The organism is Aeromonas sp. 96A (assembly GCF_051919165.1).
Lineage (GTDB): Bacteria > Pseudomonadota > Gammaproteobacteria > Enterobacterales > Aeromonadaceae > Aeromonas > Aeromonas veronii.
Genome location: NZ_JBQBFE010000001.1, coordinates 2,227,780 through 2,251,765, shown reverse-complemented (window position 1 = coordinate 2,251,765; position 23,986 = coordinate 2,227,780). Strand labels below are relative to the sequence as shown.

Annotated in this window: 25 protein-coding genes; 20 read left to right on the top strand and 5 right to left on the bottom strand. The window is 57.5% G+C overall.

All coding sequences use genetic code 11. The features are described from left to right. Positions 1-87: 87 nt before the first annotated feature. Positions 88-558, top strand: coding sequence for an Rrf2 family transcriptional regulator (locus tag ACTG2W_RS10250; RefSeq protein WP_005340388.1), 471 nt, complete (start codon positions 88-90; stop codon positions 556-558). Between the two features lie 40 nt (positions 559-598). On the opposite strand, the gene ACTG2W_RS10245 is transcribed toward ACTG2W_RS10250, so the two are convergent. Together ACTG2W_RS10245 and ACTG2W_RS10240 are read right to left on the bottom strand one after the other, a co-directional pair. Then, a complete protein-coding gene (locus ACTG2W_RS10245) occupies positions 599-1,879 on the bottom strand; it encodes an HlyC/CorC family transporter (protein ID WP_005348906.1) in 1,281 nt (426 codons plus the stop codon). Positions 1,880-1,921: 42 nt separating this feature from the next. Beyond that, positions 1,922-2,710 (bottom strand): cytochrome C assembly family protein, encoded by a 789-nt coding sequence (locus ACTG2W_RS10240; protein WP_106843935.1) that lies wholly within the window; start codon positions 2,708-2,710, stop codon positions 1,922-1,924. Between the two features lie 202 nt (positions 2,711-2,912). Between ACTG2W_RS10240 and ffh the strand changes: the two genes are divergently transcribed. The 5 genes from ffh to rplS all read left to right on the top strand — a co-directional run bounded on the left by ffh (position 2,913) and on the right by rplS (position 6,425). After that, a complete protein-coding gene (gene ffh / locus ACTG2W_RS10235) occupies positions 2,913-4,289 on the top strand; it encodes a signal recognition particle protein (protein WP_005357987.1) in 1,377 nt (458 codons plus the stop codon). Positions 4,290-4,466: 177 nt separating this feature from the next. After that, complete coding sequence (gene rpsP, locus ACTG2W_RS10230) at positions 4,467-4,715, top strand: 30S ribosomal protein S16 (RefSeq protein WP_005340392.1); 249 nt, start codon at positions 4,467-4,469, stop codon at positions 4,713-4,715. A gap of 24 nt (positions 4,716-4,739) precedes the next feature. Next, positions 4,740-5,261: a ribosome maturation factor RimM gene (gene rimM, locus ACTG2W_RS10225; RefSeq protein ID WP_005340394.1), complete on the top strand. Its 522-nt coding sequence runs from the start codon at positions 4,740-4,742 to the stop codon at positions 5,259-5,261. Between the two features lie 34 nt (positions 5,262-5,295). Continuing rightward, positions 5,296-6,045: a tRNA (guanosine(37)-N1)-methyltransferase TrmD gene (trmD, locus tag ACTG2W_RS10220; RefSeq protein ID WP_005340400.1), complete on the top strand. Its 750-nt coding sequence runs from the start codon at positions 5,296-5,298 to the stop codon at positions 6,043-6,045. Positions 6,046-6,077: 32 nt separating this feature from the next. Continuing rightward, the gene (gene rplS / locus ACTG2W_RS10215; RefSeq protein WP_005313505.1) at positions 6,078-6,425 is read left to right on the top strand and encodes a 50S ribosomal protein L19; all 348 of its coding nucleotides are present in this window, start codon (positions 6,078-6,080) and stop codon (positions 6,423-6,425) included. A gap of 108 nt (positions 6,426-6,533) precedes the next feature. Here the strand turns inward: rplS and ACTG2W_RS10210 are convergent, their stop codons facing one another. Continuing rightward, entirely contained in the window at positions 6,534-6,857 is a 324-nt protein-coding gene (locus tag ACTG2W_RS10210) for an isoamylase early set domain-containing protein (RefSeq protein WP_005348910.1), read from the bottom strand. A gap of 80 nt (positions 6,858-6,937) precedes the next feature. Beyond that, positions 6,938-7,612: a DNA mismatch repair endonuclease MutH gene (mutH, locus tag ACTG2W_RS10205; RefSeq protein ID WP_106843889.1), complete on the bottom strand. Its 675-nt coding sequence runs from the start codon at positions 7,610-7,612 to the stop codon at positions 6,938-6,940. Positions 7,613-8,345: 733 nt separating this feature from the next. Between mutH and rppH the strand changes: the two genes are divergently transcribed. The 8 genes from rppH (at position 8,346) to ACTG2W_RS10165 (ending at position 15,944) form a co-directional block, all read left to right on the top strand. After that, positions 8,346-8,873 carry an RNA pyrophosphohydrolase gene (gene rppH, locus ACTG2W_RS10200; RefSeq protein WP_005340421.1) on the top strand — a complete coding sequence of 176 codons (528 nt, stop codon included), beginning with the start codon at positions 8,346-8,348 and terminating at the stop codon, positions 8,871-8,873. Between the two features lie 14 nt (positions 8,874-8,887). After that, entirely contained in the window at positions 8,888-11,167 is a 2,280-nt protein-coding gene (ptsP, locus tag ACTG2W_RS10195; protein WP_043826126.1) for a phosphoenolpyruvate--protein phosphotransferase, read from the top strand. Between the two features lie 67 nt (positions 11,168-11,234). Beyond that, on the top strand, positions 11,235-12,059 hold the full coding sequence (gene lgt, locus ACTG2W_RS10190) for a prolipoprotein diacylglyceryl transferase (RefSeq protein WP_031227775.1): 825 nt from the start codon (positions 11,235-11,237) through the stop codon (positions 12,057-12,059). Beyond that, positions 12,059-12,853, top strand: coding sequence for a thymidylate synthase (gene thyA, locus ACTG2W_RS10185; protein ID WP_019445582.1), 795 nt, complete (start codon positions 12,059-12,061; stop codon positions 12,851-12,853). The genes lgt and thyA overlap by 1 nt, the downstream gene beginning before the upstream one ends. A 223-nt stretch (positions 12,854-13,076) precedes the next feature. Next, positions 13,077-14,267 carry a Na+/H+ antiporter NhaA gene (gene nhaA / locus ACTG2W_RS10180; protein ID WP_106843890.1) on the top strand — a complete coding sequence of 397 codons (1,191 nt, stop codon included), beginning with the start codon at positions 13,077-13,079 and terminating at the stop codon, positions 14,265-14,267. After that, entirely contained in the window at positions 14,264-14,671 is a 408-nt protein-coding gene (locus ACTG2W_RS10175; RefSeq protein WP_042053339.1) for a hypothetical protein, read from the top strand. Before nhaA ends, ACTG2W_RS10175 begins: the two co-directional genes overlap by 4 nt. After that, on the top strand, positions 14,658-15,590 hold the full coding sequence (gene nhaR, locus ACTG2W_RS10170) for a transcriptional activator NhaR (RefSeq protein WP_005340434.1): 933 nt from the start codon (positions 14,658-14,660) through the stop codon (positions 15,588-15,590). Before ACTG2W_RS10175 ends, nhaR begins: the two co-directional genes overlap by 14 nt. 51 nt (positions 15,591-15,641) lie before the next feature. Further along, a complete protein-coding gene (locus tag ACTG2W_RS10165) occupies positions 15,642-15,944 on the top strand; it encodes an ArsR/SmtB family transcription factor (RefSeq protein ID WP_013724128.1) in 303 nt (100 codons plus the stop codon). A gap of 49 nt (positions 15,945-15,993) precedes the next feature. On the opposite strand, the gene rpsT is transcribed toward ACTG2W_RS10165, so the two are convergent. Further along, positions 15,994-16,257, bottom strand: a complete 264-nt coding sequence (gene rpsT / locus ACTG2W_RS10160; protein WP_005308808.1) for a 30S ribosomal protein S20 — start codon at positions 16,255-16,257, stop codon at positions 15,994-15,996. A gap of 191 nt (positions 16,258-16,448) precedes the next feature. On the opposite strand from rpsT, the gene murJ reads away from it, so the two are divergent. The 6 genes from murJ (at position 16,449) to ispH (ending at position 23,883) form a co-directional block, all read left to right on the top strand. Continuing rightward, positions 16,449-18,011, top strand: a complete 1,563-nt coding sequence (gene murJ / locus ACTG2W_RS10155) for a murein biosynthesis integral membrane protein MurJ (RefSeq protein WP_064338809.1) — start codon at positions 16,449-16,451, stop codon at positions 18,009-18,011. 155 nt (positions 18,012-18,166) lie between these two features. Continuing rightward, positions 18,167-19,141: a bifunctional riboflavin kinase/FAD synthetase gene (ribF, locus tag ACTG2W_RS10150; protein WP_106843891.1), complete on the top strand. Its 975-nt coding sequence runs from the start codon at positions 18,167-18,169 to the stop codon at positions 19,139-19,141. Beyond that, complete coding sequence (ileS, locus tag ACTG2W_RS10145; RefSeq protein ID WP_106843892.1) at positions 19,141-22,002, top strand: isoleucine--tRNA ligase; 2,862 nt, start codon at positions 19,141-19,143, stop codon at positions 22,000-22,002. The genes ribF and ileS overlap by 1 nt, the downstream gene beginning before the upstream one ends. Then, positions 22,002-22,499 carry a signal peptidase II gene (gene lspA / locus ACTG2W_RS10140; protein WP_005340447.1) on the top strand — a complete coding sequence of 166 codons (498 nt, stop codon included), beginning with the start codon at positions 22,002-22,004 and terminating at the stop codon, positions 22,497-22,499. Before ileS ends, lspA begins: the two co-directional genes overlap by 1 nt. Continuing rightward, positions 22,496-22,948 carry an FKBP-type peptidyl-prolyl cis-trans isomerase gene (gene fkpB / locus ACTG2W_RS10135; protein WP_005341354.1) on the top strand — a complete coding sequence of 151 codons (453 nt, stop codon included), beginning with the start codon at positions 22,496-22,498 and terminating at the stop codon, positions 22,946-22,948. The genes lspA and fkpB overlap by 4 nt, the downstream gene beginning before the upstream one ends. Continuing rightward, a complete protein-coding gene (ispH, locus tag ACTG2W_RS10130) occupies positions 22,948-23,883 on the top strand; it encodes a 4-hydroxy-3-methylbut-2-enyl diphosphate reductase (protein WP_106843893.1) in 936 nt (311 codons plus the stop codon). Before fkpB ends, ispH begins: the two co-directional genes overlap by 1 nt. Positions 23,884-23,986 lie beyond the last annotated feature (103 nt).

Here is a 23,986-nt window from a genome sequence, read left to right as displayed (position 1 = left end):
ATAAAATGTCATTTAATAAGTGGCATCCTAGATGTTTATTTGATTTGAATCAATACTCCACTTTTCGCATCGCGCTAATCAGGTTTTATGAGACTAACCAGTTATACAGATTTCGGATTGAGAGCCCTGCTCTATCTTGCCACCCTGCCGGAAGGGGAGTTGTCGAGCGTTGCCAAGGTATCGGCCCTGTATGGCGTTTCCCGCAACCACATGGTGAAGGTGGTCAATCAGCTGGTGAAGCTGGGCTATCTGCAATCCCAGCGTGGCAAGAATGGCGGTATTCGCATGGCTTGCGATCCCGCCACCATCAATATCGGGCAGGTGATCAGGGCGCTGGAAGGCAATCTGGACGGCATTGACTGCGGCTCGCCCGCTTGCCACATCGTCTCTGTCTGTCTGCTCAAGAGTGCGCTGAAAGAGGCGATGGATGCGTTTCTGGCGGTGATGGACAGCTATACGCTGCAAGACCTGCTGGCCAACCGCGACGAGTTGCAACGGGTGTTTGGCGAGTTGATCCCGACGCTGGTGCTGGAGCCGGATGATGAAGATGAACAGTGACGATGAGCAATAGAAAAGGGCTGCCACTGGCAGCCCTTTTTCAATCTTGCGAATCCGATTCCGCCCGGTACGATGCCGGCATGATCCGCGCCATCTTGACCATGTTGTTCTCCACATCGAGGATCTCGATAGGATAACCGGCCAGCCGGATCCCGATGTTGGGCTGGGGGATCTCCTCCAGATATTCGAGGATCAGACCGTTGAGGGTGCGCGGGCCGTCGATGGGTAGGTGCCAGTTCATCTCCTTGTTCAGCTCACGAATATTGGCTGAGCCTTCGACCAGATAAGAACCATCTGACTGGGGGTGGATCTCGTCGCTCGGCGCTGGCGTCATGGAGGTGGTGAAGTCGCCCACGATCTCTTCCAGAATATCGTCCAGGGTGATCAACCCCTGAATGTCGCCGTATTCGTCGACGATCAGGCCAATTCGCTCCTTGTTGCGCTGGAACTTGGCCAGCTGCACGTTGAGCGGCGTACCTTCCGGAATGAAGTAGATCTCGTCCACTTCCCGCAACAGACTCGATTTGTTGAACTGGTCCCTGGCTACCAGCCGCAGGGCATCGCGCGCGTGTAAAAATCCGACAACGTCGTCGATATTGTCGCGATAGAGCAGGATCTTGGTGTGAGCGCAGTGGGCCAGCTGGCGCTGGATGCTCTTCCAGTCATCGTTGATGTCGATGGCGTAGATATCGCTGCGCGGCACCATGATGTCCTCGACCAGCATCTTGTCGAGATCCAGAATGCTCAGCAGCATCTCTTGATGACGCTGGGGGATCAGGTTGCCCGCCTCATTGACGATGGTGCGCAGCTCCTCGGTGTTGAGGGAGTCATCCTTGTTGGGATTGATCTTCAGCATCTTGAGCAGGCCGCTGGTGATGCCGTTGATCAGCCAGACCAGCGGTGAGAGCGGCACCATCAGCCCCTTGAGGATCCAGGAGGCGGGATAGGCGATCTTCTCCGGAAACATGGCGGCCAGGGTCTTGGGGGTCACTTCACCGAATACCAGTACCACCAGCGTCAGCCCGAAGGTGGCGATGGCGACCCCGAGATCACCAAACAGTCGGATACAGACGATGGTGGCGATGGCGGAGGCGAGGATATTGACCAGATTGTTGCCGATCAGGATCAGCCCCAGCAGGCGATCGGGGCGGGCGAGCAGTTGCTCGACGCGACGTGCGGCTTTGTGTTTGGTCTGTGCCAGATGCCGCAGTTTGTAGCGGTTGATGGACATCAGGCCGGTTTCGGCACTGGAGAAAAAGGCGGAAAGAAGGATCAAGATAACGAGAACAATCAGTAATGTACTCGTTGAGATGCTGTCCAAAAAGGGCTCCTGTTGGATGGTATGGCTAAAAGAGTATAGGTGTCAGCTCAACAGCACTTCTTTGACGAAGCGGCTGCCAAAGTAGGCAAGAGTCAGGATGAAGCTGCCGATCAGACTGAGCGTGATGACTTTGCGGCCGCGCCAGCCATAGGTGTGATGACCCCACAGCAGCAACACGTAGACACACCATGCCAGGATGGAGAGCACTGCCTTGTGAGACTTGCCCTGGGCGAACATATCTTCGAGGAAGAAGAGGCCGGAGGCGATGGAGAGTGTCAGTAGCAGCACCCCTGCAGAGATCAACTGAAACAGTCGTTTCTCCACCGTCATCAGTGGCGGCATGGCTGGCAGGTTGCTGATTTTTCGAGATTTAAGCTGCTTGTCCAAACAGGCGAGCTGCAGCGCAAACAGACAGGCGATCATCAATACCGAGTAGGCCATCAGGGCGAGGCCGATGTGCAGCAACAGCTGGGGATGGGCCTCCAGATGGGTTATGTAGCGACCCGGGATCAAGGCGCTGGCAGCCAGCAACAGGGCCGAGAAGCTGTAGACCACCGGCAGCAGGATCCAGCCGTTGAAGCGGCGGGTTACGCAAGTCATGAAGCAACTGATAATAAGGCTGACCAGCGAGGCAACGTTGAGCATGCTCAGGTTCTGGCCGTAACTCTGCAATACCTCTGAACCGAGGGCACTGGCGTGGGCGATCAGGGCCAATCCGATACAGGCAAACAGGGAGCGCTGTCTCACCGGCTTGGCGCTCAGTAACAGATGCAGGGAGGCGATGATGGCCAGCAGATAAAACGCCAGGGCCAGAACAGAGATTACGATCATAACCAGGTCGTTGTTGCACAAGCTTTTGAGGGTAAGAGGGGCAGTATACCTTGCACGAGAAGTGCTCGCCAGTTGTGCAACGGCCGATCTGCCCATATATAGGGAGAAGCTCCCTGCTGCTGCGGTGCGGTGAATAATCGTCCTCGCGCCCGCTCTGGGTTATAATGCCCCCAATTTATTACGCCAAGAACCGGAATCCGTCATGTTTGAGAATTTGACTGAACGACTCTCGCGCACCTTGCGCAATGTCAGTGGCCGTGGTCGCCTGACCGAAGACAATATCAAGGAAACCCTGCGCGAAGTCCGCATGGCGCTGCTCGAGGCGGATGTCGCCCTGCCTGTCGTGCGTGATTTCGTTGCGCGTGTCAAAGAGCGCGCAGTCGGGCAGGAAGTGGCCAAATCCCTGAGCCCGGGCCAGGCATTCATCAAGATTGTGCACGGTGAACTGGTCACCGTAATGGGGGAGGCCAACGAACAGCTCAACCTGGCTGCCCAGCCGCCTGCGATCATCCTGATGGCCGGTCTGCAGGGTGCCGGTAAGACCACCACGGTTGGCAAACTGGCCAAGCTGCTCAAAGAGCGCAGCAAGAAGAAGGTGCTGGTAGTCAGTGCCGACGTCTATCGTCCGGCGGCGATCAAACAGCTGGAAACCTTGGCCAATGATATCGGTGTCGACTTCTTCCCGAGCGATGCCAGCCAGAAGCCGGTCGATATCGCCACCGCCGCCATCGACCAGGCGCGCAAGAAATTCTATGACGTGGTGATCGTCGATACTGCCGGTCGTCTGCACGTTGATAGCGAGATGATGGCCGAGATCCAGGATCTGCATGCGACCATCAAGCCGGTCGAGACCCTGTTCGTGGTGGATGCCATGACCGGTCAGGATGCCGCCAACACCGCCAAGGCGTTCAACGAAGCGCTGCCGCTTACCGGTGTGATCCTCACCAAGGCGGATGGTGACGCCCGTGGTGGTGCAGCCCTGTCGGTGCGCCACATCACCGGCAAGCCGGTCAAGTTTATCGGTATGGGTGAGAAGACCGATGCGCTGGAGCCGTTCCACCCGGATCGTCTCGCCTCCCGCATCCTCGGTATGGGCGATGTGCTCTCTCTTATCGAAGAGGTCGAGCGCAACGTCGATAAAGAGAAAGCGGCCAAGCTGGCCAGCAAGGTCAAGAGTGGCAAGGGTTTCGATCTCGAGGACTTCCGCGAGCAGCTGGCCCAGATGCGCAACATGGGCGGCATGATGGGGATGCTCGACAAGCTGCCCGGCATGTCCGGTCTGCCGGATAACGTGAAAGATCAGATGGATGACAAGCTCACCGTGCGGATGGAGGCGATCATCAGCTCCATGACGCCCAAGGAGCGTGCTCACCCCGATCTCATCAAGGGTTCCCGCAAACGCCGTATCGCCGCAGGTTCCGGCATGCAGGTGCAGGATGTGAACAAGCTGCTCAAGCAGTTCACCGAGATGCAGCGCATGATGAAGAAAATGTCCGGTAAAGGCGGCATGCGCAAGATGATGAGCCAGATGAAGAACATGATGCCCCCCGGTTTCGGTGGCGGTCGCGGCCCGTTCTGATCCGGCCTGCGTGTTGATGGGGGTCTGCAGCGGCAGGCCCCTTTTCATTGCCGCTCTGCGCAAAAAATGGCTGGCTTGGTTGCAATTATTACGAATCCAAGTAGAATTACGCGGCTTATTTTAAGCTAGGGTCCGCGTGTTTGCGGGCCTTGTTCATTAGATGTTAATGAGGACGATATGGTAACCATTCGTTTACAACGTGGTGGCGCGAAAAAGCGTCCGTTCTACCAGGTAGTAGTTTCTGACAGCCGTTGCGCCCGTGACGGTCGCTTCATCGAGCGCGTTGGTTTCTTCAACCCGGTTGCTGCTGGTCAAGCTGAAAAGCTGAACCTGGACCTGGCTCGTATCGAGCATTGGGTTGCTACTGGTGCCGCTGTTTCTGACCGCGTTGCCAAGCTGATCAAAGACGCTAAAAAAGCTGCTTAATCAGCCCAACGGTAAGGAGTTAAGGTGGAAAAACCTGTAGTTCTGGGCACCCTGGGTACCGTTTATGGCATCAAGGGCTGGCTTAAAGTGAACTCCTTCACCGATGTTGCCGAAGCGATTTTCGATTACAACCCCTGGCTGATTAATCAGAACGGGGCGTGGCGTGAAATTCGGGTTTCATCCTGGAAACGTCACAACAAGGGTCTGATCTGCAAACTCGATGGTATCGATGTGCGCGAAGATGCCCTGGCATTGACCAATGTCGAGATTGGCGTACCCGCCGATCTGTTGCCTGCGTTGCCTGAAGGTGAGTTCTACTGGCGTGACCTGATTGGTTGCTCCGTGGTGACCACCAAGGGATACGACCTGGGCAAGGTGACCGAATTGATGGAAACCGGCTCCAACGATGTGTTGGTGGTTGAGGCCAATGTAAAAGATGCCTTTGGTGCAAAGGAGCGGTTGATTCCGTTCCTGGAAGAGCAGGTGATCAAGAATATTGATCTGACTGCTCGAACAATCGAAGTTGATTGGGATCCTGGTTTCTAGTTTCCCGCGCTAACACGGGTGCCGGAGGTTTCTTATGTGGATTGGGGTCATTAGCCTCTTCCCTGAAATGTTCCGAGCCATTACCGAGCACGGGGTAACGGGTCGGGCCGTCAAGAGTGGCCTGCTGCAGATTGAGTGCTGGAACCCCCGGGAGTTTACCCACGACAAACACCGTACGGTCGATGATCGTCCTTATGGTGGTGGGCCCGGCATGTTAATGATGGTTCAGCCGCTGCGTGACGCGATTCATGCAGCCAAGCAAGCGGCGGGAGACGGGGCGAAAGTCATCTATCTCTCTCCTCAGGGACGCAAGCTGACTCAAGCGGGCGTAACCGAGTTGGCGACGAATCAGAAACTGATTCTGGTAGCCGGTCGATACGAAGGTATCGATGAACGCGTGATACAAACCGAAGTCGACGAAGAGTGGTCTATCGGGGATTACGTGTTAAGTGGTGGCGAGTTGCCTGCCATGACCCTGATCGATGCGGTTTCGCGTCTGGTTCCAGGAGTCTTGGGTGATCAGGCCAGTGCCGAGCAGGACTCCTTTACGGATGGCTTGCTGGATCATCCCCACTATACTCGGCCGGAGGTGTTGGATGGATTGGCGGTGCCCGAGGCGCTGACAAGCGGCAATCACGAAGTGATTCGACGCTGGCGTCTCAAGCAGTCGCTCGGACGAACCTGGCAAAGAAGGCCGGAACTTATTAACAACCTAGCTCTGACTGACGAGCAAGAATCACTTCTTGCCGAGTATGTCCGCGAAGTGCGTGACAGCGTTAAGTAGAGTTTTCAGTTTATCCTAGGTAAGGAAAGACAATGAGCAAGATTATTCAGCAGCTTGAACAAGAGCAACTGCGTACCGACATCCCGGCTTTTGCCCAGGGCGACACTGTACGTGTTCAAGTTCGTGTTAAAGAAGGTGGTAAAGAGCGTCTGCAGGCTTTCGAAGGCATCGTTATTGCCAAGCGTAACCGCGGTCTGCACTCTGCTTTCACCGTTCGCAAGATCTCCAACGGCGAAGGTGTTGAGCGTGTATTCCAGACTCACTCTCCGCTGATCCACAGTGTAGAACTGAAGCGTCGTGGTGATGTTCGCCGCGCCAAACTGTACTACCTGCGCAACCTGTCCGGCAAAGCTGCTCGTATCAAAGAGAAGCTCAACTAATTCGATTCGAATTAGTGTCGGTATGTCGGCAAATAGCTCGACAGGTAGTGAAAAGGCTCGCCAATGGCGAGCCTTTTTTGTATCCGTCTATTGGCTCTCTGGTTGCCGTTACTGGATGACCCGTACCACCGAGTTGTCACGCCCGAAGGGGCCAGGCACATAGTCGTCCGCAGCCCAGTCATTCTCGTAGAGGGTTTCCCCTGCCGGGGTGATGAGTTGGTAGCAATATTCAAAGTAGCCCGGGCCGTCGGTCGGCAGATTGAGGGTGGCTTTGAACTCGCCGCTCTTCATGCGTTTCAGCTCGACCGGTTGCCACTGGGTGAACTCGCCGATCAGCATCACCTGTTCCGCCCCTGCAGCCGCCTCTTTCTCTACGGCAAAGGTCACCTTGACCTCGGGCTTGGACTTCAAAAACTGTTTGATCAGTGGCATGACGCCTCCTTGTCTGTGAGTTAAAAATGGCTCCTGTCTATTTTTATACCACCATATGACAAAGATGTTGATAAGGCAGATCAAGTCGGCAAGGCAAAATAGCGTTGCAGCAAACTGTGGGTGAAGTCGATCTTGAGATAGAAGCCGCGGGGCAGGGTCATGATGGGTTGACCATCGCGGCCGATAGCGCGAGTCAGCGCCTTGTTGTTGGCCGCCTTGGGCCGCAGTTGCATCACTTGGCCGTGGCGGGCGCTGATCTGCTCCACTTCTCCCAGCACTATCATGTCCATCAGCTCCTCCCAGTCCTGACGCAGTAGCCGATCTTCCTCTTCATTCGGGCTCCACATCAGCGGCATGCCGACTCGCCGCTCGCCAACCGGGATCTCGCGACTGCCTTCCACCGGGATCCAGAGCACCCGGGAGAGCTTGTTGCGTACGTTGGACTCCTCCCAGCGCTGGCCGCTGACGCCGATCAGCGGGGCGACGCAGACGAAGGTAGTCTCCAGCGGTTTGCCTTGAGGATCCACGGGGATCGTCTTGAGTTCGATCCCCAGCTCCGGGAAGTCCTGCTCCGGCTTGCTCCCGGCGCTGGCCCCCAGTTGCAGCTCGATCAACTGACCGACCCACCCCTTGTCACGTCGCAGGTCTTTGGGCACAGCGACGCCAGCCTCGACGGCCAGCTGCGCTAGCGTGAAGCCGGCCATGGCATAGGCGCGGCTCAATAACTCCTGCTCGGATTGGGGATTACTTGGCATGTTTGGCTCCATCTTGCTCGCCATATTCTAACAGGGGAGGATCCCGAGAAGGATCGCTGTTTTTATAACCGATCCTGAGTGGATAAGATCAAATGCAGAGAATTTGGGGGCTATCAGTTCATCGTTATGATTTTAAAGGGTTTTGTCTGTTTTATCGAGCAGTAAGCCAGGTCTGGTTTGACCTCGAAATAGTTGTCCAAGGGTTTGTGCATGATGTTACACACAGTTATCCACAGAAATCTTGGATAAGTGGATGAAAGTGGGTGGAGTCGCTGATATGTTACAAAAAATTGTGAATGCCACCCCATTTTTACAGGGTGAACGGGGTAGATATTGTGCCACTCCTGTGGATAATTTCGCCGCGGTGGATCTTTGAGCAGTTGAACTTGTTCACAATCTGGATCATGGATCTGGCTCTTGGGGGGACATGGATCTAGATCCAGTTGTTTCACATCAAGCTTATAAAAAATAATGATTTTTTATATTTTATGTCGCGTGATGATGCGGAGAGGCACTTTCCGCGTACAGTTAAAAAGTACTGTATATACCCGTTTGCTAACAGCTTTATGCACAGCCTGGGTGGGCAACTTGGGGGAGCGGATCCTTGGATTTGTTTATAAGTATGTTTGAAATCGAAAGTTATTCATGAAACAGGGGATTCACTCCTTGTTTGCTGCCACGGAGTGAATGTGGAACAATCTCCTTATAGATTCAGCCTTTATAAGGTGATCACGTGATTGATGGCGACGGATTTCGTCCCAATGTCGGTATCGTGATCTGTAACCGTGAAGGACAAGTGTTGTGGGCTAAACGCTATGGGCAGCACTCCTGGCAGTTTCCGCAGGGGGGAGTTGATGATGGTGAAACGCCAGAGCAGGCCATGTATCGAGAGCTTTATGAGGAGATTGGCCTCAAGCCCGAAGATGTGACCATCATGGCCACCAGTCGTAACTGGCTAAAGTACCGTTTACCCAAACGTCTTGTCCGCTGGGACAGTTCACCGGTCTGTATTGGCCAAAAACAAAAATGGTTCCTGTTACAGCTGAATTCGGGCAAGGAGTCGCGGATCCAGTTCGGCTGTCATGGCCATCCCGAATTTGACGACTGGCGTTGGGTCAGCTTCTGGTACCCGGTGCGTCAGGTCGTCTCGTTCAAGCGGGAGGTTTACCGCCGGGTCATGAAAGAGTTTGCCCCGCTGGCGATGCCAGTGCCGGCAGTGCAGGTCAACAAGAAGGATGGGCGACGCAATCGCGCCCGTTAAGGAGCACAGATTAGTTGTTAACGGAACTGAGACGTATCGTCGAGAGCATGGCCGAGGCCAATACCCTCGAGCAGGCCTTGCAGGCATTGGTGAGCCAGACCCGGCACGCCATGGCAGTGGACTGCTGCTCCGTCTATGTCTCGGAACCCGAGGTGCGCCGCTATCGCTTGGCGGCTACCGACGGCTTGGCCCCGTCCGCAGTCGGCAAGGTGACTCTGCCTTACGAGCAAGGCATCGTCGGTCTGGTGGGTCAGCGGGAAGAGTTGATCAACCTGGCTGATGCCCCCGCGCACCCCAGTTTCAAATTCCTGCCCGATGTTGCCGAAGAGGCGTTCCGCTCCTTCCTCGGCGCTCCCATCATGCATCAGCGTCAGGTGGTCGGCATTCTGGTGGTGCAGCAGAAGGAGAGCCGCCGCTTCGATGAGGGGGAAGAGTCCTTCATGGTCACCCTGGCGGCCCAGCTGGCGGCGCGGATCGCCCAGGCGCAAGCCAAGGGGTGGTTGCAGAAGACCGACTGGAGCAAGCCGCTGCGTGGTATTGCCGGTGCCAGCGGCATCGCCATGGCCAAGGCCTGGGTGTGGCGGCCCCGTAAGGCGCTCTCGTCCATTACCCCGCGCAAGGATGAAGACCATGCCAGCCAGCTGGCGCGGCTGGAGCTGGCGGTTGAGGAGGTGCGCCACGATCTGGAGAGTCTGGCGCTGCGCTTTCGCGAGAGCTACAGCCAGGATTCGGTGGCGATCTTCGATATCTACCTGCATCTGCTGAACGATCCCGGCTACATCAAGCCGATTCGCAACAAGGTGAGCAAGGAGCACTGGACTGCGGTATCTGCGGTCAAGCTGATCAGTGATCGCTTGATCGAGCAGTTCAAAGGGATGAAGGATCCCTACCTGCAGGAGCGTTCCACCGACGTGAAGGATATTGCCCAGCGGCTGATCAGCCGACTGGTGCAGAATGAACCGGAACATATCTCCATCGGTGAGCCGGTGGTGCTGGTTGCCGACGAGGTGACGGCCACCATTCTGGCGGAAGTGCCCCGCGAGTATCTGACCGGCGTGGTCTCGCTCAAGGGGGGAACAAACTCCCACGCGGCTATTCTGGCCCGCGCCATGGGGGTCGCCGCCATCATGGGGGTTGATCTGCCTCTTGGTGACATCGGTGGTCGCATGCTGGTCGTCGATGGCTACAGCGGCGATCTCTTCATCGAACCCAATCAGGTGATCCTGACCGAGTATCGTCAGCTGCTGAGCGAAGAGCGGGCGCTCGATACTCTGGTGCGCAGCGTCGACAACCTGCCATCCGAGACGGCCGACGGCACCAAGGTCTCTCTGCTGCTCAACGCCGGGCTCAGTGCCGATACCGAGATCTCCCTCAATCAGCTGGCGGACGGGGTCGGGCTCTATCGCACCGAGATCCCCTTTATGCTGCAGGAGAGCTTCCCCTCCGAGTGGGAGCAGACTGCCCGTTATCGCGGTATTCTGGAGACCTACCGCAACCGGCCGGTCTGCATGCGGACGCTGGATGTGGGCGGCGACAAGCCGTTGCCCTATTTCCCCATCGTCGAGGAAAACCCCTTCCTTGGCTGGCGGGGGATCCGGATCACCCTGGATCACCCCGAACTGTTTCTGGTGCAGCTCAAGGCGATGCTGCGGGCCAGCGAAGGACTCGACAATCTGGCCATCATGCTGCCGATGATCAGCAGCGTTAGCGAAATCAAAGCCTCCCGTCGTCTGCTGGATCAAGCATGGCGGGAAGTGTCGGAAGAAGCGGCGAGCCGCGATGCGGTGATCCGCTACCCCAGCCTCGGGGTGATGATCGAGGTGCCCTCAGCCCTCTTTATCTTGCCGGAGATGGCGCCGCTCATCGACTTCTGGTCGGTGGGCAGTAACGACCTGACCCAGTACCTGCTGGCGGTAGATCGCAACAATTCCCGGGTTGCCAACATCTACGATGCCTTCCATCCTGCGGTGATCCGCGCCCTGCAAAAGCTGGTTGATGCTTCCCACCGTTACCAGAAGCCGGTGTCGGTGTGTGGCGAACTGGCCGGTGATCCGGTCGGTGTATTGCTGCTGCTGGCCATGGGCTATCGCCGCTTCAGTATGAACACCCACAACATCGCCCGGATCAAGTACGTGCTGCGTCAATCCACCCTGAGCGAGTTGACCGAACTGATGGCCGATGGCCTCAAACATGACAACCCCCACGTACTGCGCGGCCTGTTTGCCCGTTATCTGGAGGAGCACGGTTTGGGCGGTTTGCTGCGAGCCGGTCATAAATCGAAACAGAGTGATTGATAATCATGCCTTGTCCCTGCTGACGAATGATCGGAAAATGCGGCTTTTATTTTGACTGGGGCCGCATATGCAGCACGATGGATATTGGGTTTTCTCGCAGATTGATCCCGTAGCATTCAGTTTGGGACCACTATCGGTACGCTGGTATGGTCTCATGTACCTGTTCGGTTTCGCTTTTGCCATGTGGCTGGCTGGCCGTCGCGCCGATGCACCGAACAGCGGCTGGACCCGCAACGAGGTGTCGGATCTGTTGTTCTACGGTTTCCTCGGGGTGATCCTCGGTGGCCGTGTCGGTTACGTGCTGTTCTACAACTTCGATCTCTTCCTCGCGGATCCCACCTATCTGTTCAAGATCTGGACCGGCGGTATGTCGTTCCACGGTGGGCTGATCGGGGTGATCACCGCGATGATCTGGTTTGCCCACAAGACCAAGCGCCACTTCTTCACCGTGGCCGATTTTGTGGCACCGCTCATTCCGTTTGGTCTCGGCGTCGGCCGGATCGGCAACTTCCTCAACGGCGAGCTGTGGGGCCGGGTCACCGATGTGCCCTGGGCCATCATCTTCCCGGAGGCCGGCCCCGAGCCGCGTCATCCCTCCCAGCTCTACCAGTTCGCGCTGGAAGGGGTGGTGCTGTTCATCATCCTCAACCTGTTCTGGCGCAAGAATCCGCCGCGCGGCGCCATCTCCGGCATGTTCCTGCTGTTCTACGGCCTGTTCCGCTTCCTGGTGGAGTTTGTGCGCCAGCCGGACAGCCAGCTCGGTCTCTACTTCCAGGAGATCAGCATGGGTCAGATCCTCTCCACCCCGATGATTATCGCCGGTGCCCTGATGATCTGGGCCGCCTACAAGCGTCCGCAGTTGTTCGGTAATGCCGTGAAGGAGGCGAAATAATGCGAGCTTATCTCGACCTGATGCAGAAAATCCTCGATGAGGGCACCGTCAAGTCTGACCGTACCGGCACCGGTACTGTCTCCCTGTTCGGCCATCAGATGCGCTTCAATCTGGCGGAAGGTTTCCCGCTGGTGACCACCAAGAAGTGCCACCTGCGCTCCATCATTCACGAGCTGCTCTGGTTCCTCAATGGGGATACCAATACCGCCTATCTGAAGGAAAATGGCGTCAGCATCTGGGATGAGTGGGCCGACGAGAATGGCGATCTGGGGCCGGTTTACGGCGCGCAGTGGCGCTCCTGGCCTGCTGCCGACGGGTCTGTCATCGACCAGATCCAGAAGGCGGTGGATGACATCAAGCACAACCCGGATTCGCGCCGCATCATCGTATCCGCCTGGAACGTGGGCGAGCTGGACAAGATGGCGCTGGCTCCCTGCCACGCCTTCTTCCAGTTCTATGTGGCGGACGGCAAGCTCTCCTGCCAGCTCTACCAGCGCAGTTGTGATGTGTTCCTCGGCCTGCCGTTCAACATCGCCAGCTACGCCCTGCTGACCCATATGATGGCCCAGCAGTGCGATCTGGAAGTGGGTGACTTCGTCTGGACTGGCGGTGATGTGCACCTCTACTCCAATCACATGGAGCAGACTGCGCTGCAGCTCTCCCGCGAGCCGCGCCCGCTGCCGACCCTGGTGATCAAGCGCAAACCTGACTCCATCTTCGACTACAAGTTCGAGGATTTCGAGATCGAGGGTTATGACCCCCACCCCGGCATCAAGGCGCCCGTCGCCATCTGATAGCAAGGCGCCTCAGGGCGCCTTTTTTATGCAGTTAAATAATTGAAAATTCATTTTATTGATTAATAAGACGGTAGCCAGAGACGAGGAAAAACCTGCTTATAGCAGGTATGTTCTATTTTGCCTTCGGTTTTTTCGTTGTATTGAGCAGCAAGAAACGATTTTCCATTGGTTGTTGCAGGAGATAGACTCAAACCAAAGCAATACGGTGGAAAATTTAACCATGAGTGACGTAATCAAAAAGTTCCTGAAGCTGGAGGCCGCCTCCGGAATTATTCTGATCATGGCTGCCATGCTGGCAATGATTTTAGCCAATACCGCGCTGGCTGGCGGGTATCAGGCGTTTCTCGACACGCCGGTGCAGGTGCGCATCGCGGCCCTAGACATCAACAAGCCGCTGCTGCTCTGGATCAACGATGGCTTTATGGCGATCTTCTTCCTGCTGGTTGGTCTGGAAGTGAAGCGTGAAATGCTGGAAGGGGCGCTCTCCTCTCGGGTGCAAGCGACTTTTCCAGCTATTGCGGCGGTGGGCGGCATGCTGGCTCCGGCCTTGATCTACGCCTTTTTCAACTATTCGGATGAAGTGGCGCGTGCTGGCTGGGCGATCCCGGCTGCGACCGACATCGCCTTTGCCCTCGGGGTGATGGCGTTGCTTGGCAAGCGGGTGCCGGTGAGCCTCAAGGTATTCCTGTTGGCACTGGCCATCATGGATGACCTCGGTGTCATCATCATCATCGCGCTCTTCTATACCCAGCAGTTGTCGCTGGAGGCGCTGGCCATCGGTATTCTGGCAACCCTCACTCTGCTTTGGATGAATCGCCGTGGTGAGGACAGGATCAGCCTCTACATGCTGGTTGGTCTGGTGCTCTGGGTTGCGGTGCTGAAGTCTGGCGTCCATGCGACCTTGGCTGGCGTGGTAGTGGGCTTTATGGTTCCGCTTAACGGCAAGCGTTACGCCTCGCCGCTCAAGTATCTGGAGCATCAGCTGCACCCCTGGAGTGCCTATCTGATCCTGCCGCTGTTTGCCTTTGCCAACGCCGGGGTATCGCTGGAAGGGATTGGTATCTCCTCCCTGCTGAGTCCGGTACCTATGGGGATCATGCTGGGGCTGTTTATCGGCAAGCCGCTCGGGGTGTTCACCATCAGCTGGCTGTCGGTCAAGCTGGGCATCGCCCAGTTGCCGCCCGGGGTCAACTTCAAGCAGATTTTTGCGGTCAGCATCCTCTGTGGCATCGGGTTCACCATGTCGATGTTTATCGCGTCGCTCGCCTTCGAGCACGGTGGGCTGGATTACGGCAGCTACTCTCGCCTCGGGATCCTGGTGGGCTCCACCATGGCGGCGGTAGTCGGCTATCTGGCCTTGCGCATGGCCCTTCCCAAGGGTGAAGGGGAACAGAGTACGGAGGGACTATGAAGCTGCATACAGGGTTGTTGATGCTGTTGTTGAGCCCCGCGGCATGGGCCGGCGGGCTGGAGGATTGCAAGCAGGACGCCACTTCGGCGAACTGCTCTGCCTATCTGAACGGAGTGGTAGACAGCGCCCTGCTGCTGGGGGACAAGCAGGCCAAGGCGCGCTTTGGCGAGACCTTCTCCGAGCGGGCGCTGAGCAGCCGGGCTGGCGAGATGGTCAAACGCTCCAACAAGCGTTATTGCGCTGACCGGATGCCGGACAAAGCACGCCTCAAGGCCACTCTGATGGAGCAGTTTGGCGCGAACAAGGTTGACTCGGTTAGCGACATGTATGACATTCTGGCGGTTGAACTCAGCTGCTACCGGAGTCCGCGTCAAGCGGGAACCCCATCGGATGTCACACCTTAACTACAACCATCTCTACTATTTCTGGATGACTCAGAAGAAGGGCTCCGTTACCCAGGCAGCGGAAGCCCTTTTTTTGACCCCGCAAACCGTCACCGGTCAGATCAAGCTGCTGGAGCAGCGCCTCGGGGGCAAGCTGCTCAAACGCAAGGGGCGCTCTCTTGAGGCGACCGAGCTGGGCCAGCTGGTGTTTCGTTATGCCGACAAGATGTTCAGCCTCTCCTACGAGATGCTCGATATCGTCAACTACCGCAAGGAGAGCCAGATCCTGTTCGACGTCGGCATCGCCGATGCCCTCTCCAAGCGCCTTGCCAGCCGCGTGCTGCTCTCCGTCATCCCCAACGATGGTTCCATCCATCTGCGCTGTTTTGAATCAACCCACGAACTGCTGCTGGAGCAGCTGAGCGAGCACAAGCTCGATATGATCCTCTCCGACTGTCCGGTGGACTCCAGCCAACATGCGGGGCTGCTCTCCAAACGGCTGGGCGGCTGTGGCGTCAGCTTCTTCTGCAAGGCGCCGCTGCCTGAAAAGCCCTTTCCCGCCTGTCTGGAAGAGCGCAAGCTGCTGATCCCCGGTCGCCGTACCGCCATGGGGCGTCAGCTGACTCAGTGGTTCGAGCAGCAGGGTGTCTCCCCCAGCATTCTTGGCGAGTTTGATGATGCCGCCTTGATGAAGGCGTTTGGCTTCTTCAATCAGGGCATCTTCATGGCGCCGACCATCTATCGGGAGGAGATCCTCGAGGGGGAGGGGGTGATGCTGATCGGGGAAACCCAGGATCTGATGGAGGAGTATTACGTCATCTTCGCCGAGCGGATGATCCAGCATCCGGCGGTGAAGCGGGTCTGCGAGAGCGATTTTACCTTTCTCTTTTCCGGCCAGGAGAACTTCTCCGCCATCCAGCCGGCCACCCTGTCGTTTTAAAACGACCCGTCACCACGTATCATCGGCGATCAGTGGTAGAGGAGAGATGTGATGCAACTTGAAGAGATGGAAGCCAATGCGAGTAAAGCGGTGGCCTTGCTCAAGGCGCTGGCCAACGAACGGCGGCTGTTTATTCTGTGCCAGTTGCTGGAGCGCGAACTGTCAGTGGGGGAGCTCAACGAGCGATTGGGATTGAGTCAGTCGGCATTGTCACAGCATCTGGCGCTGCTGCGGCGGGATGAGCTGGTGACGACGCGCAAAGAGGCCCAGACGGTCTACTATTCGCTGCGCAGCCATGAGGTGCGTGAAATGATCAGCTTGCTGCATCGACTTTATTGCAGCGCAGATAAATAAAAAACCGGCACTAAGGCCGGTTTTTTCAGCTTTGATCAGCAGACGCTGATTAAGCCATAGCTTTGATCTGGGCAGACAGGCGGCTCTTGTGACGAGCAGCTTTGTTCTTGTGGATCAGGCCTTTGGTCGCCATACGATCCATGATCGGCTGAGCAACAGCGAAAGCGGCAGTCGCGGCAGCTTTGTCGCCAGAGGCGATAGCAGCAATGACTTTCTTCAGGTAGGTACGGGTCATGGAACGACGGCTGGCGTTGTGCTGACGGCGTTTTTCTGACTGAAGAGCGCGCTTCTTAGCAGATTTGATGTTAGCCAAGGTAAAACTCCTAAAACTGTCTTAGCGAGTGTATTGAAAAGGCCCGGAAATATGCCCTTCCAACCACATATTGTCAAATGATTTGTGCAAATAAACACCGCCTCCCGGTGGTGTGTCAGTAGGGAGACGGTTAAACTGTCGGCCGATTCTAGCAGCATTCTTTTCATTCTGACAGTTCCAGAGGCCTCGTCTTGAGTAAGAAATTGATCAAATCCGGCATGATAGTGTCCGGAATGACGCTGGCATCCCGCGTAATGGGCTTGGTTCGCGATGTGGTCATCGCAAATCTGCTCGGTGCCGGGGTGGCCGCCGACGTCTTCTTTTTTGCCAATCGCATTCCCAACTTTCTGCGTCGTCTGTTCGCCGAAGGTGCCTTCAACCAGGCCTTTGTTCCCGTGATGACGGAGTACAAGAAAAATGGCGACGAGGGGGAAGTGCGTGAATTGCTGGCGGCGGTAGCGGGCACGCTGGGGGGGATAGTGACTGTGGTCACCCTGCTCGGGGTGCTGGGGTCGGGTGTGCTGACCGCGCTGTTTGGCTGGGGCTGGTTCTGGGACTGGCTGCACGGCGGCCCTGCGGCCGAGAAGTTCGAGCTCGCCAGTCTGATGCTTAAAATCACCTTCCCCTACCTCTGGTTTATCACTTTTACCGCCATGGCGGGGGCCATCCTCAACACCTTCGGCCGCTTTGCAGTCTCGTCGTTTACGCCGGTGTTTCTCAACATCACCATGATTGCGGCGGCCTGGTGGATTGCACCGCTGATGGACAAACCTGAGATCTCGCTGGCGATTGGTGTCTTTTTGGGCGGTTTGGTGCAGTTTTTGTTCCAGTATCCCTTTTTGCGCCAAATCAACATGCTGGTATGGCCCAAGTGGGGATGGAATCACCCTGGGGTGGTGAAGATCCGCACCCTAATGATCCCCGCCCTGTTCGGGGTATCGGTCAGCCAGATCAACCTGCTGGTCAACACCATGCTGGCTTCGTTTTTGGCGACCGGTGCCATCAGTTATCTCTACTACTCGGATCGCCTGCTGGAGTTCCCCCTCGGTCTGTTTGCTGTGGCCATCAGTACCGTGATCCTGCCTGCGCTGGCGAAGAAGCATGTGGATGCCGATCCGGCCGACTTCTCCCGCACCATGGATTGGGGGGTGCGGATGGTAATGCTGCTCGGCCTGCCCGCCATGATAGGCATTGCGGTGATGCGCGAGCCCATTTTGCGAGTGCTGTTCATGCGCGGCGAGTTCGGCCTGCATGAAGTGAGCATGTCGAGCGCGAGCCTGCTGGCCTCCACTACCGGTCTGCTCTCCCTGATGCTGATCAAGGTGCTGGCGCCCGGTTACTATGCCCGTCAGGACACCAAGACGCCGGTGCGGATCGGGGTGATGTCGATGATTGCCAACATGGTTTGCAACCTCATTTTCATCTACCCGCTCGGTTACGTGGGGTTGGCGCTCTCGACCGCCTGCTCGGGTACTCTGAATGCGGCCTTGCTGTTCAAGGGGTTGTACCAGCAGAGCGTCTATCGTCCCTCCCGCCATACCGGCGTGTTCTGCCTCAAGCTGCTGGTCGCCAGCGTGCTGATGGGGGGCGTGCTCGCCTATCTGTCGCCAGACTTGGCCCAGTGGGGCGCATGGAGCATGGGCAAGGCCAGTTTGCAGCTGACCATGCTGCTGTCGCTGGGGGCCGGGGTCTATGCCGTGGTGTTGCTGCTGCTGGGCATTCGGCCGCGTCACCTTAAATCGGGGCAGCAGTAGCCGTGATCCTGCGGCGCCATGGGGATAGTGCCTCATGGCGCCGCAGATGGGCGGGCTTGGGCCCGGATAGTTGAAATCAGGCTATGAGGGCTGACCCTGCCTGCTGCCTGATATATAATCCGCCGATTTCCATGGCAGCAACGCACAAGGCACTGATGGAGCTTATTCGCGGCATTCACAATCTCAAGCCCCGTCACCGGGGATGTGTATTAACCATTGGCAACTTTGATGGGGTTCATCAGGGTCACCATGCGGTATTGGCACGTCTCAAGGAGAAAGCGGCCCAGCTGGGATTGCCCGCCTGCGTCATGCTGTTCGAACCGCAGCCGCTGGAGCTGTTTGCCGGCACGGCTGCGCCCGCCCGGCTGAGCCGGTTGCGGGAGAAGTATGAAGCGCTGCAGGGGCTGCATATCGACCGCATGCTCTGTGTGCGCTTCAGCCACCGCTTTGCCGAGCAGGCGGCCTCGACCTTCATCGAGCAGTTGCTGGTGGAGAAGCTCGGGGTGCGCTATCTGGTGGTCGGCGATGATTTTCGCTTCGGCAAGGGGCGGGAAGGGGACTTCCACCTGCTGGAGGAGGCGGGTCATCGCTTCGGCTTTGAGGTGATCAGTACCCAGAGCTTCCAGCTCGAACGGCAGCGGGTCAGCAGCACCCTCGTACGCGAGGCCCTGAAAGCGGGCCGGATGGCGGAGGTGGAGCTGATGCTTGGCCGCCCCTACATCATCAGCGGCCGGGTGGCCCACGGCGACAAGCTGGGGCGCACCATAGGTTTTCCCACTGCCAATCTGGCCCTCAAGCGTCAGGTGATCCCGGTCGGTGGCGTGTTTGCGGTGGAAGTGATATGTTCCGGCAAGACCTTCCCCGGTGTAGCCAATGTGGGTGTACGGCCGACCTTGAGCGGTACACAAGCCAGATTGGAAGTACATCTATTTGATTTTTCTGGTGATCTATATGGTCAGCAGGTCAAGGTGCTGCTTCGCCACAAGCTGCGCGAAGAGCAGAAGTTTGCCTCTTTCACTGCCTTGAAAGAGCAGATCGAACGAGATGCCCTGGCGGCCCGAGCCTGGTTCGGGCTGCCACAATTCAATTTACCCAGCACTCTTTTAGAAAAGAAGGGAACCCAGGACTGATGAGCGACTATAAACACACCCTGAATCTTCCGGAAACCGAGTTTCCGATGCGTGGCGATCTGGCCAAACGCGAACCCAACATGCTGAAACGTTGGTACGATCAGGATCTCTACGGCGCTATTCGCCGCGCCAAAGCGGGCAAGCCTTCTTTCATTCTGCATGATGGCCCCCCCTATGCGAACGGCAACATTCACATCGGTCACTCGGTCAACAAGATCCTCAAAGACATCATCATCAAGTCCAAGGGCCTCTCCGGTTTCGATTCCCCCTATGTGCCGGGTTGGGATTGCCACGGTCTGCCTATCGAACTGAAAGTGGAAGGCATGGTCGGCAAGCCGGGCGAGAAGGTCTCTGCTGCCGAATTCCGCGCCGAGTGCCGCAAATACGCCAAGACCCAGATCGAAGCGCAGAAGACCGACTTCATCCGTCTGGGTGTGCTGGGCGACTGGGAACACCCCTATCTGACCATGGATTTTGGCACCGAAGCCAACATCATCCGCTCCATGGCCAAGATCGTTGAAAACGGCCACTTGCACAAAGGCTCCAAGCCGGTGCACTGGTGTACCGATTGCGGCTCCGCGCTGGCTGAAGCCGAGGTTGAGTACTACGACAAAAACTCCCCCTCCATCGATGTGCGCTTCAAGGTCGTTGATGAGGCGACCGTTGCCGCCAAGTTTGACTGCGCCGAAGGCCACACCGGCAAGGGCCCGATCTCTGCGGTGATCTGGACCACCACTCCGTGGACCCTGCCAGCCAACCGCGCCATCGCCATGCACGCCGATCTGGATTACGCACTGGTGCAGGTTGAAGGTGAGCATCCCGAGCGTCTGATCCTGGCCGCCGAGCTGGTCAAGGATGTGATGGATCGCGCCGGTATCGAGCAGTTCCACAATCTGGGCTACGCCAAGGGTGCCGCACTCGAGCTGCTGCGCTTCAACCACCCCTTCTACAGCTTCGACGTGCCTGTGGTACTGGGTGACCACGTCACCCTGGATGCCGGTACCGGTGCCGTCCACACCGCCCCTGGCCACGGTCAGGAAGACTTTGTGGTCGGTCAGAAGTACGGTCTGGAAGTGGCCAACCCGGTTGGCAGCAACGGCGTGTACCTGCCGGATACCGAACTGTTTGCTGGCCAGCACGTATTCAAGGCCAACGCATCTGTGGTCGAGGTGCTGACCGAGCGTGGCGCCCTGCTGCATCACAAGGTGTTCAACCACTCCTACCCGCACTGCTGGCGTCACAAGACCCCTATCATCTTCCGTGCCACCCCGCAGTGGTTCATCAGCATGGAACAGAAGGGTCTGCGCAAGCGCGCGCTGGAAGAGATCGAGCGTATCGAGAAGGACGGTATCAAACAGCACGGCCAGAGCGGCTGGGTACCTGCCTGGGGTAAAAACCGCATTCAGGCGATGGTCGAGAACCGTCCTGACTGGTGTATCTCCCGTCAGCGTACCTGGGGTGTGCCCATCTCCCTGTTCGTCCACAAAGAGACCCAGGAACTGCATCCGGAATCCGTGCGCCTGATGCATGAAGTAGCCAAGCGTGTCGAGCAGTCCGGCATTCAGGCATGGTGGGATCTGGACAAGGCCGAGCTGCTGGGTGCCGATGCCGACATGTATGACAAGGTGCCTGACACTCTGGACGTCTGGTTCGACTCCGGTTCTACCCACGCTTCCGTGGTTGATGCCCGTCCCGAGTTCAATGGCAAGCCGGCCGACATGTATCTGGAAGGTTCTGACCAGCACCGCGGCTGGTTCATGTCCTCCCTGATGATCGGCGTGGCCATGAAAGACAAGGCTCCGTACAACCAGGTGCTGACTCACGGCTTCACCGTGGATGGTCAGGGTCGCAAGATGTCCAAGTCCATCGGCAACGTGGTGAGCCCGCAGGACGTGATGAACAAGCTGGGTGCCGACATCCTGCGTCTGTGGGTAGCGAGCACTGACTACACCGGCGAGATGACTGTCTCCGACGAGATCCTCAAGCGCTCTGCCGATGCTTATCGTCGTATTCGCAACACTGCCCGCTTCCTGCTGGCCAACTTGAACGGCTTCAATCCGGCGACCGACATGGTGGCACCTGCCGACATGGTAGTGGTGGATCGTTGGGCTGTGGGTCGTGCCAAAGCGGTACAGGCCGAGATCATGGCGGCATTCGACGAGTACAACTTCCACGGTGTAACCCAGAAGCTGATGCAGTTCTGCTCCATCGAGATGGGCTCCTTCTATCTGGATGTGATCAAGGATCGTCAGTACACCGCCAAGGCTGACAGCCTGGCCCGTCGCTCCTGCCAGACCGCCCTGTATCACATTGCAGAAGCCATGGTGCGCTGGATGGCGCCGATCATGAGCTTCACCGCCGACGAGATCTGGGCTCTGCTGCCGGGCGAGCGCGGCGAGTTCGTCTTCACCGAGGAGTGGTACGACGGCCTGTTCGGTCTGGAAGCGGGTGAATCTCTCAACGACGATTTCTGGGCCGAGATCCTCACCGTGCGTGGTGAAGTGAACAAGGCGCTGGAAGTGGCCCGTGGCGAGAAGCGTATCGGCGGTTCCCTACAGGCCGAACTGACCCTGTTCGCCAAGCCGGAGCTGGCTGCACGCCTGAACGCCCTGGCTGATGAGCTGCGCTTCGTGCTGCTCACCTCCAAGGCCAAGGTGGTCGTGGCTGACTCTGCGCCGGAAGGCTCTGTGGCGACCGAGCGTGATGACCTGTGGCTGAGCGTGGCCCAGTCTGCCGCCGCCAAGTGCGACCGCTGCTGGCACCATGTAGAAGATGTGGGCACTATCGCGGGTCACGAAGAGATCTGTGGTCGCTGTGTGACCAACGTTGAGGGTGACGGCGAAACGCGTCAATTTGCCTGATGAACATGACTCAACATAAAAGTGGCCTGCGTTGGCTGTGGCTGGCAGTGCTGGCCTTTGTACTGGACCAGGCGAGCAAGCTCGCCGTGGTCAAGTTGCTGCCATTTGGTTACCCGGGGGTGGAGATCACCCCCTTCTTCAACCTGGTTCATGTCTACAACAAGGGCGCCGCATTCAGCTTTCTGGCTGATCAGGGGGGCTGGCAGCGCTGGTTCTTCGCGGTGCTAGCTTTTGCCATCTGTGGATTGCTGATCCACTGGCTGCGCAAGCAGTCGGTGACCCAGCGTTGGAGCGGTATCGCCTATTCACTCATCATCGGCGGCGCCCTCGGCAACGTCTTTGATCGACTGGTGCTGGGCCATGTGGTCGATTTCCTCGACTTCTACTGGCAGCGTGCGCACTGGCCGGCATTCAATCTGGCCGACAGCTTTATCTTTATCGGGGCCGCCATGATTGTGCTGGACGGTTTCCGTGGTGAGAAAAAGGAGCAGGCATGAGCCAGCAGATCACCGCTAACAGCAGCGTGCTGTTCCACTTCTCCATCAAGCTGGAAGATGGCTCGGTTGCCGACAGCACGGCGCTGCACGGCAAACCTGCCCGCCTGCGGATGGGCGATGGCAGCCTGACCCCCACCTTTGAGCAGTGTCTGCTGGGGCTGAGCGAAGGGGAGAGCAAGAGTTTTACTCTGGCGCCGGAAGAGGCCTTTGGCCTCTCCAACCCCGACAACATCTACCATCTCGACCGTGCCAAATTTGGCGCCGATGTGGAGCCAAAAGTCGGCACCATCATCCTGTTCGATCAGCCCAATGGCAGCGAGCTGCCGGGCATCATCCGGGCGGTAGCCGGTATGTCGGTCACGGTCGATTTCAACCACCCGCTGGCCGGTCATACCGTCACCTTCGAGGTGGAGATCCTGGGCGTTGATGATGAGGAGAAGGTGCATTAATGGATATTCTGCTCGCTAACCCTCGCGGTTTTTGCGCCGGTGTCGATCGCGCCATCAGCATTGTCGAGAGCGCGCTGGAGAAGTTCGGTGCCCCCATCTATGTCCGCCACGAAGTGGTGCATAACCGCTATGTGGTGAACAAGTTGAAAGATGCGGGCGCTGTCTTCGTCGAGGAGCTGGACGAGGTGCCTGACGACAGCATCGTCATCTTTTCTGCTCACGGCGTGGCCAAGACAGTGCGCGAGATGGCCAAGTCCCGCGCCCTCAAGGTATTCGATGCAACCTGTCCGCTGGTGACCAAGGTTCACATGGAAGTCCATCGCGCCAGTCGCAAGGGCTCCGAAGCCGTGCTCATCGGCCACGCCGGTCACCCCGAGGTGATCGGGACCATGGGGCAGTACGAGAATCGCGAAGGCGGCATGTATCTGGTGGAGACGCCTGAAGATGTGGCCAAGCTCAAGGTGAAGAATCCGGATGACCTCTGCTTTGTCACCCAGACCACCCTGAGCGTGGATGAGACCTCTGACGTCATCGATGCGTTGCGCAAGCACTTCCCCAAGATCCAGGGGCCGCGCAAGGATGATATCTGCTACGCCACCCAAAACCGTCAGGATGCGGTGCGGGAGATGGCGGGGCTGGTGGACGCCATGCTGGTGGTGGGATCTCGCAACTCTTCCAACTCCAACCGTCTGCGCGAGCTGGCCGAGAAGGTGGGTGCCAGAGCCTATCTTATCGACGATGCGTCGATGATCGAGGCGAGCTGGCTGGAAGACGTGAAGGCGATTGGCGTCACTGCAGGTGCATCCGCCCCCGAGGTGCTAGTGCAAAACGTGATTGCCCGCCTGCGCGAGCTGGGAGGCAAGGTGGTTGCCGAGCATCCTGGCCGTGAAGAGAACGTAGTCTTTGAGGTTCCTCCCGAACTTAGAATAATTTGAGTGCAGCCAGGAAGGCTTAAGAATAAAGTGTGTTGATAATGACGCCGGGTTTGTTCAAGAGACAGGCTCGGCGTTAAACTTATGAAGCAGTCTGTCACCAAGG

Coding starts and splice junctions, on each gene's coding strand:
- ACTG2W_RS10250 (WP_005340388.1), top strand. CDS start 88: ATGAGACTAACCAGTTATACAGATTTCGGATTGAGAGCCCTGCTCTAT.
- ACTG2W_RS10240 (WP_106843935.1), bottom strand. CDS start 2,710: ATGATCGTAATCTCTGTTCTGGCCCTGGCGTTTTATCTGCTGGCCATC.
- ffh (WP_005357987.1), top strand. CDS start 2,913: ATGTTTGAGAATTTGACTGAACGACTCTCGCGCACCTTGCGCAATGTC.
- rpsP (WP_005340392.1), top strand. CDS start 4,467: ATGGTAACCATTCGTTTACAACGTGGTGGCGCGAAAAAGCGTCCGTTC.
- trmD (WP_005340400.1), top strand. CDS start 5,296: ATGTGGATTGGGGTCATTAGCCTCTTCCCTGAAATGTTCCGAGCCATT.
- rplS (WP_005313505.1), top strand. CDS start 6,078: ATGAGCAAGATTATTCAGCAGCTTGAACAAGAGCAACTGCGTACCGAC.
- ACTG2W_RS10210 (WP_005348910.1), bottom strand. CDS start 6,857: ATGCCACTGATCAAACAGTTTTTGAAGTCCAAGCCCGAGGTCAAGGTG.
- mutH (WP_106843889.1), bottom strand. CDS start 7,612: ATGCCAAGTAATCCCCAATCCGAGCAGGAGTTATTGAGCCGCGCCTAT.
- lgt (WP_031227775.1), top strand. CDS start 11,235: ATGCAGCACGATGGATATTGGGTTTTCTCGCAGATTGATCCCGTAGCA.
- thyA (WP_019445582.1), top strand. CDS start 12,059: ATGCGAGCTTATCTCGACCTGATGCAGAAAATCCTCGATGAGGGCACC.
- nhaA (WP_106843890.1), top strand. CDS start 13,077: ATGAGTGACGTAATCAAAAAGTTCCTGAAGCTGGAGGCCGCCTCCGGA.
- ACTG2W_RS10175 (WP_042053339.1), top strand. CDS start 14,264: ATGAAGCTGCATACAGGGTTGTTGATGCTGTTGTTGAGCCCCGCGGCA.
- nhaR (WP_005340434.1), top strand. CDS start 14,658: ATGTCACACCTTAACTACAACCATCTCTACTATTTCTGGATGACTCAG.
- ACTG2W_RS10165 (WP_013724128.1), top strand. CDS start 15,642: ATGCAACTTGAAGAGATGGAAGCCAATGCGAGTAAAGCGGTGGCCTTG.
- ribF (WP_106843891.1), top strand. CDS start 18,167: ATGGAGCTTATTCGCGGCATTCACAATCTCAAGCCCCGTCACCGGGGA.
- ileS (WP_106843892.1), top strand. CDS start 19,141: ATGAGCGACTATAAACACACCCTGAATCTTCCGGAAACCGAGTTTCCG.
- lspA (WP_005340447.1), top strand. CDS start 22,002: ATGAACATGACTCAACATAAAAGTGGCCTGCGTTGGCTGTGGCTGGCA.
- fkpB (WP_005341354.1), top strand. CDS start 22,496: ATGAGCCAGCAGATCACCGCTAACAGCAGCGTGCTGTTCCACTTCTCC.
- ispH (WP_106843893.1), top strand. CDS start 22,948: ATGGATATTCTGCTCGCTAACCCTCGCGGTTTTTGCGCCGGTGTCGAT.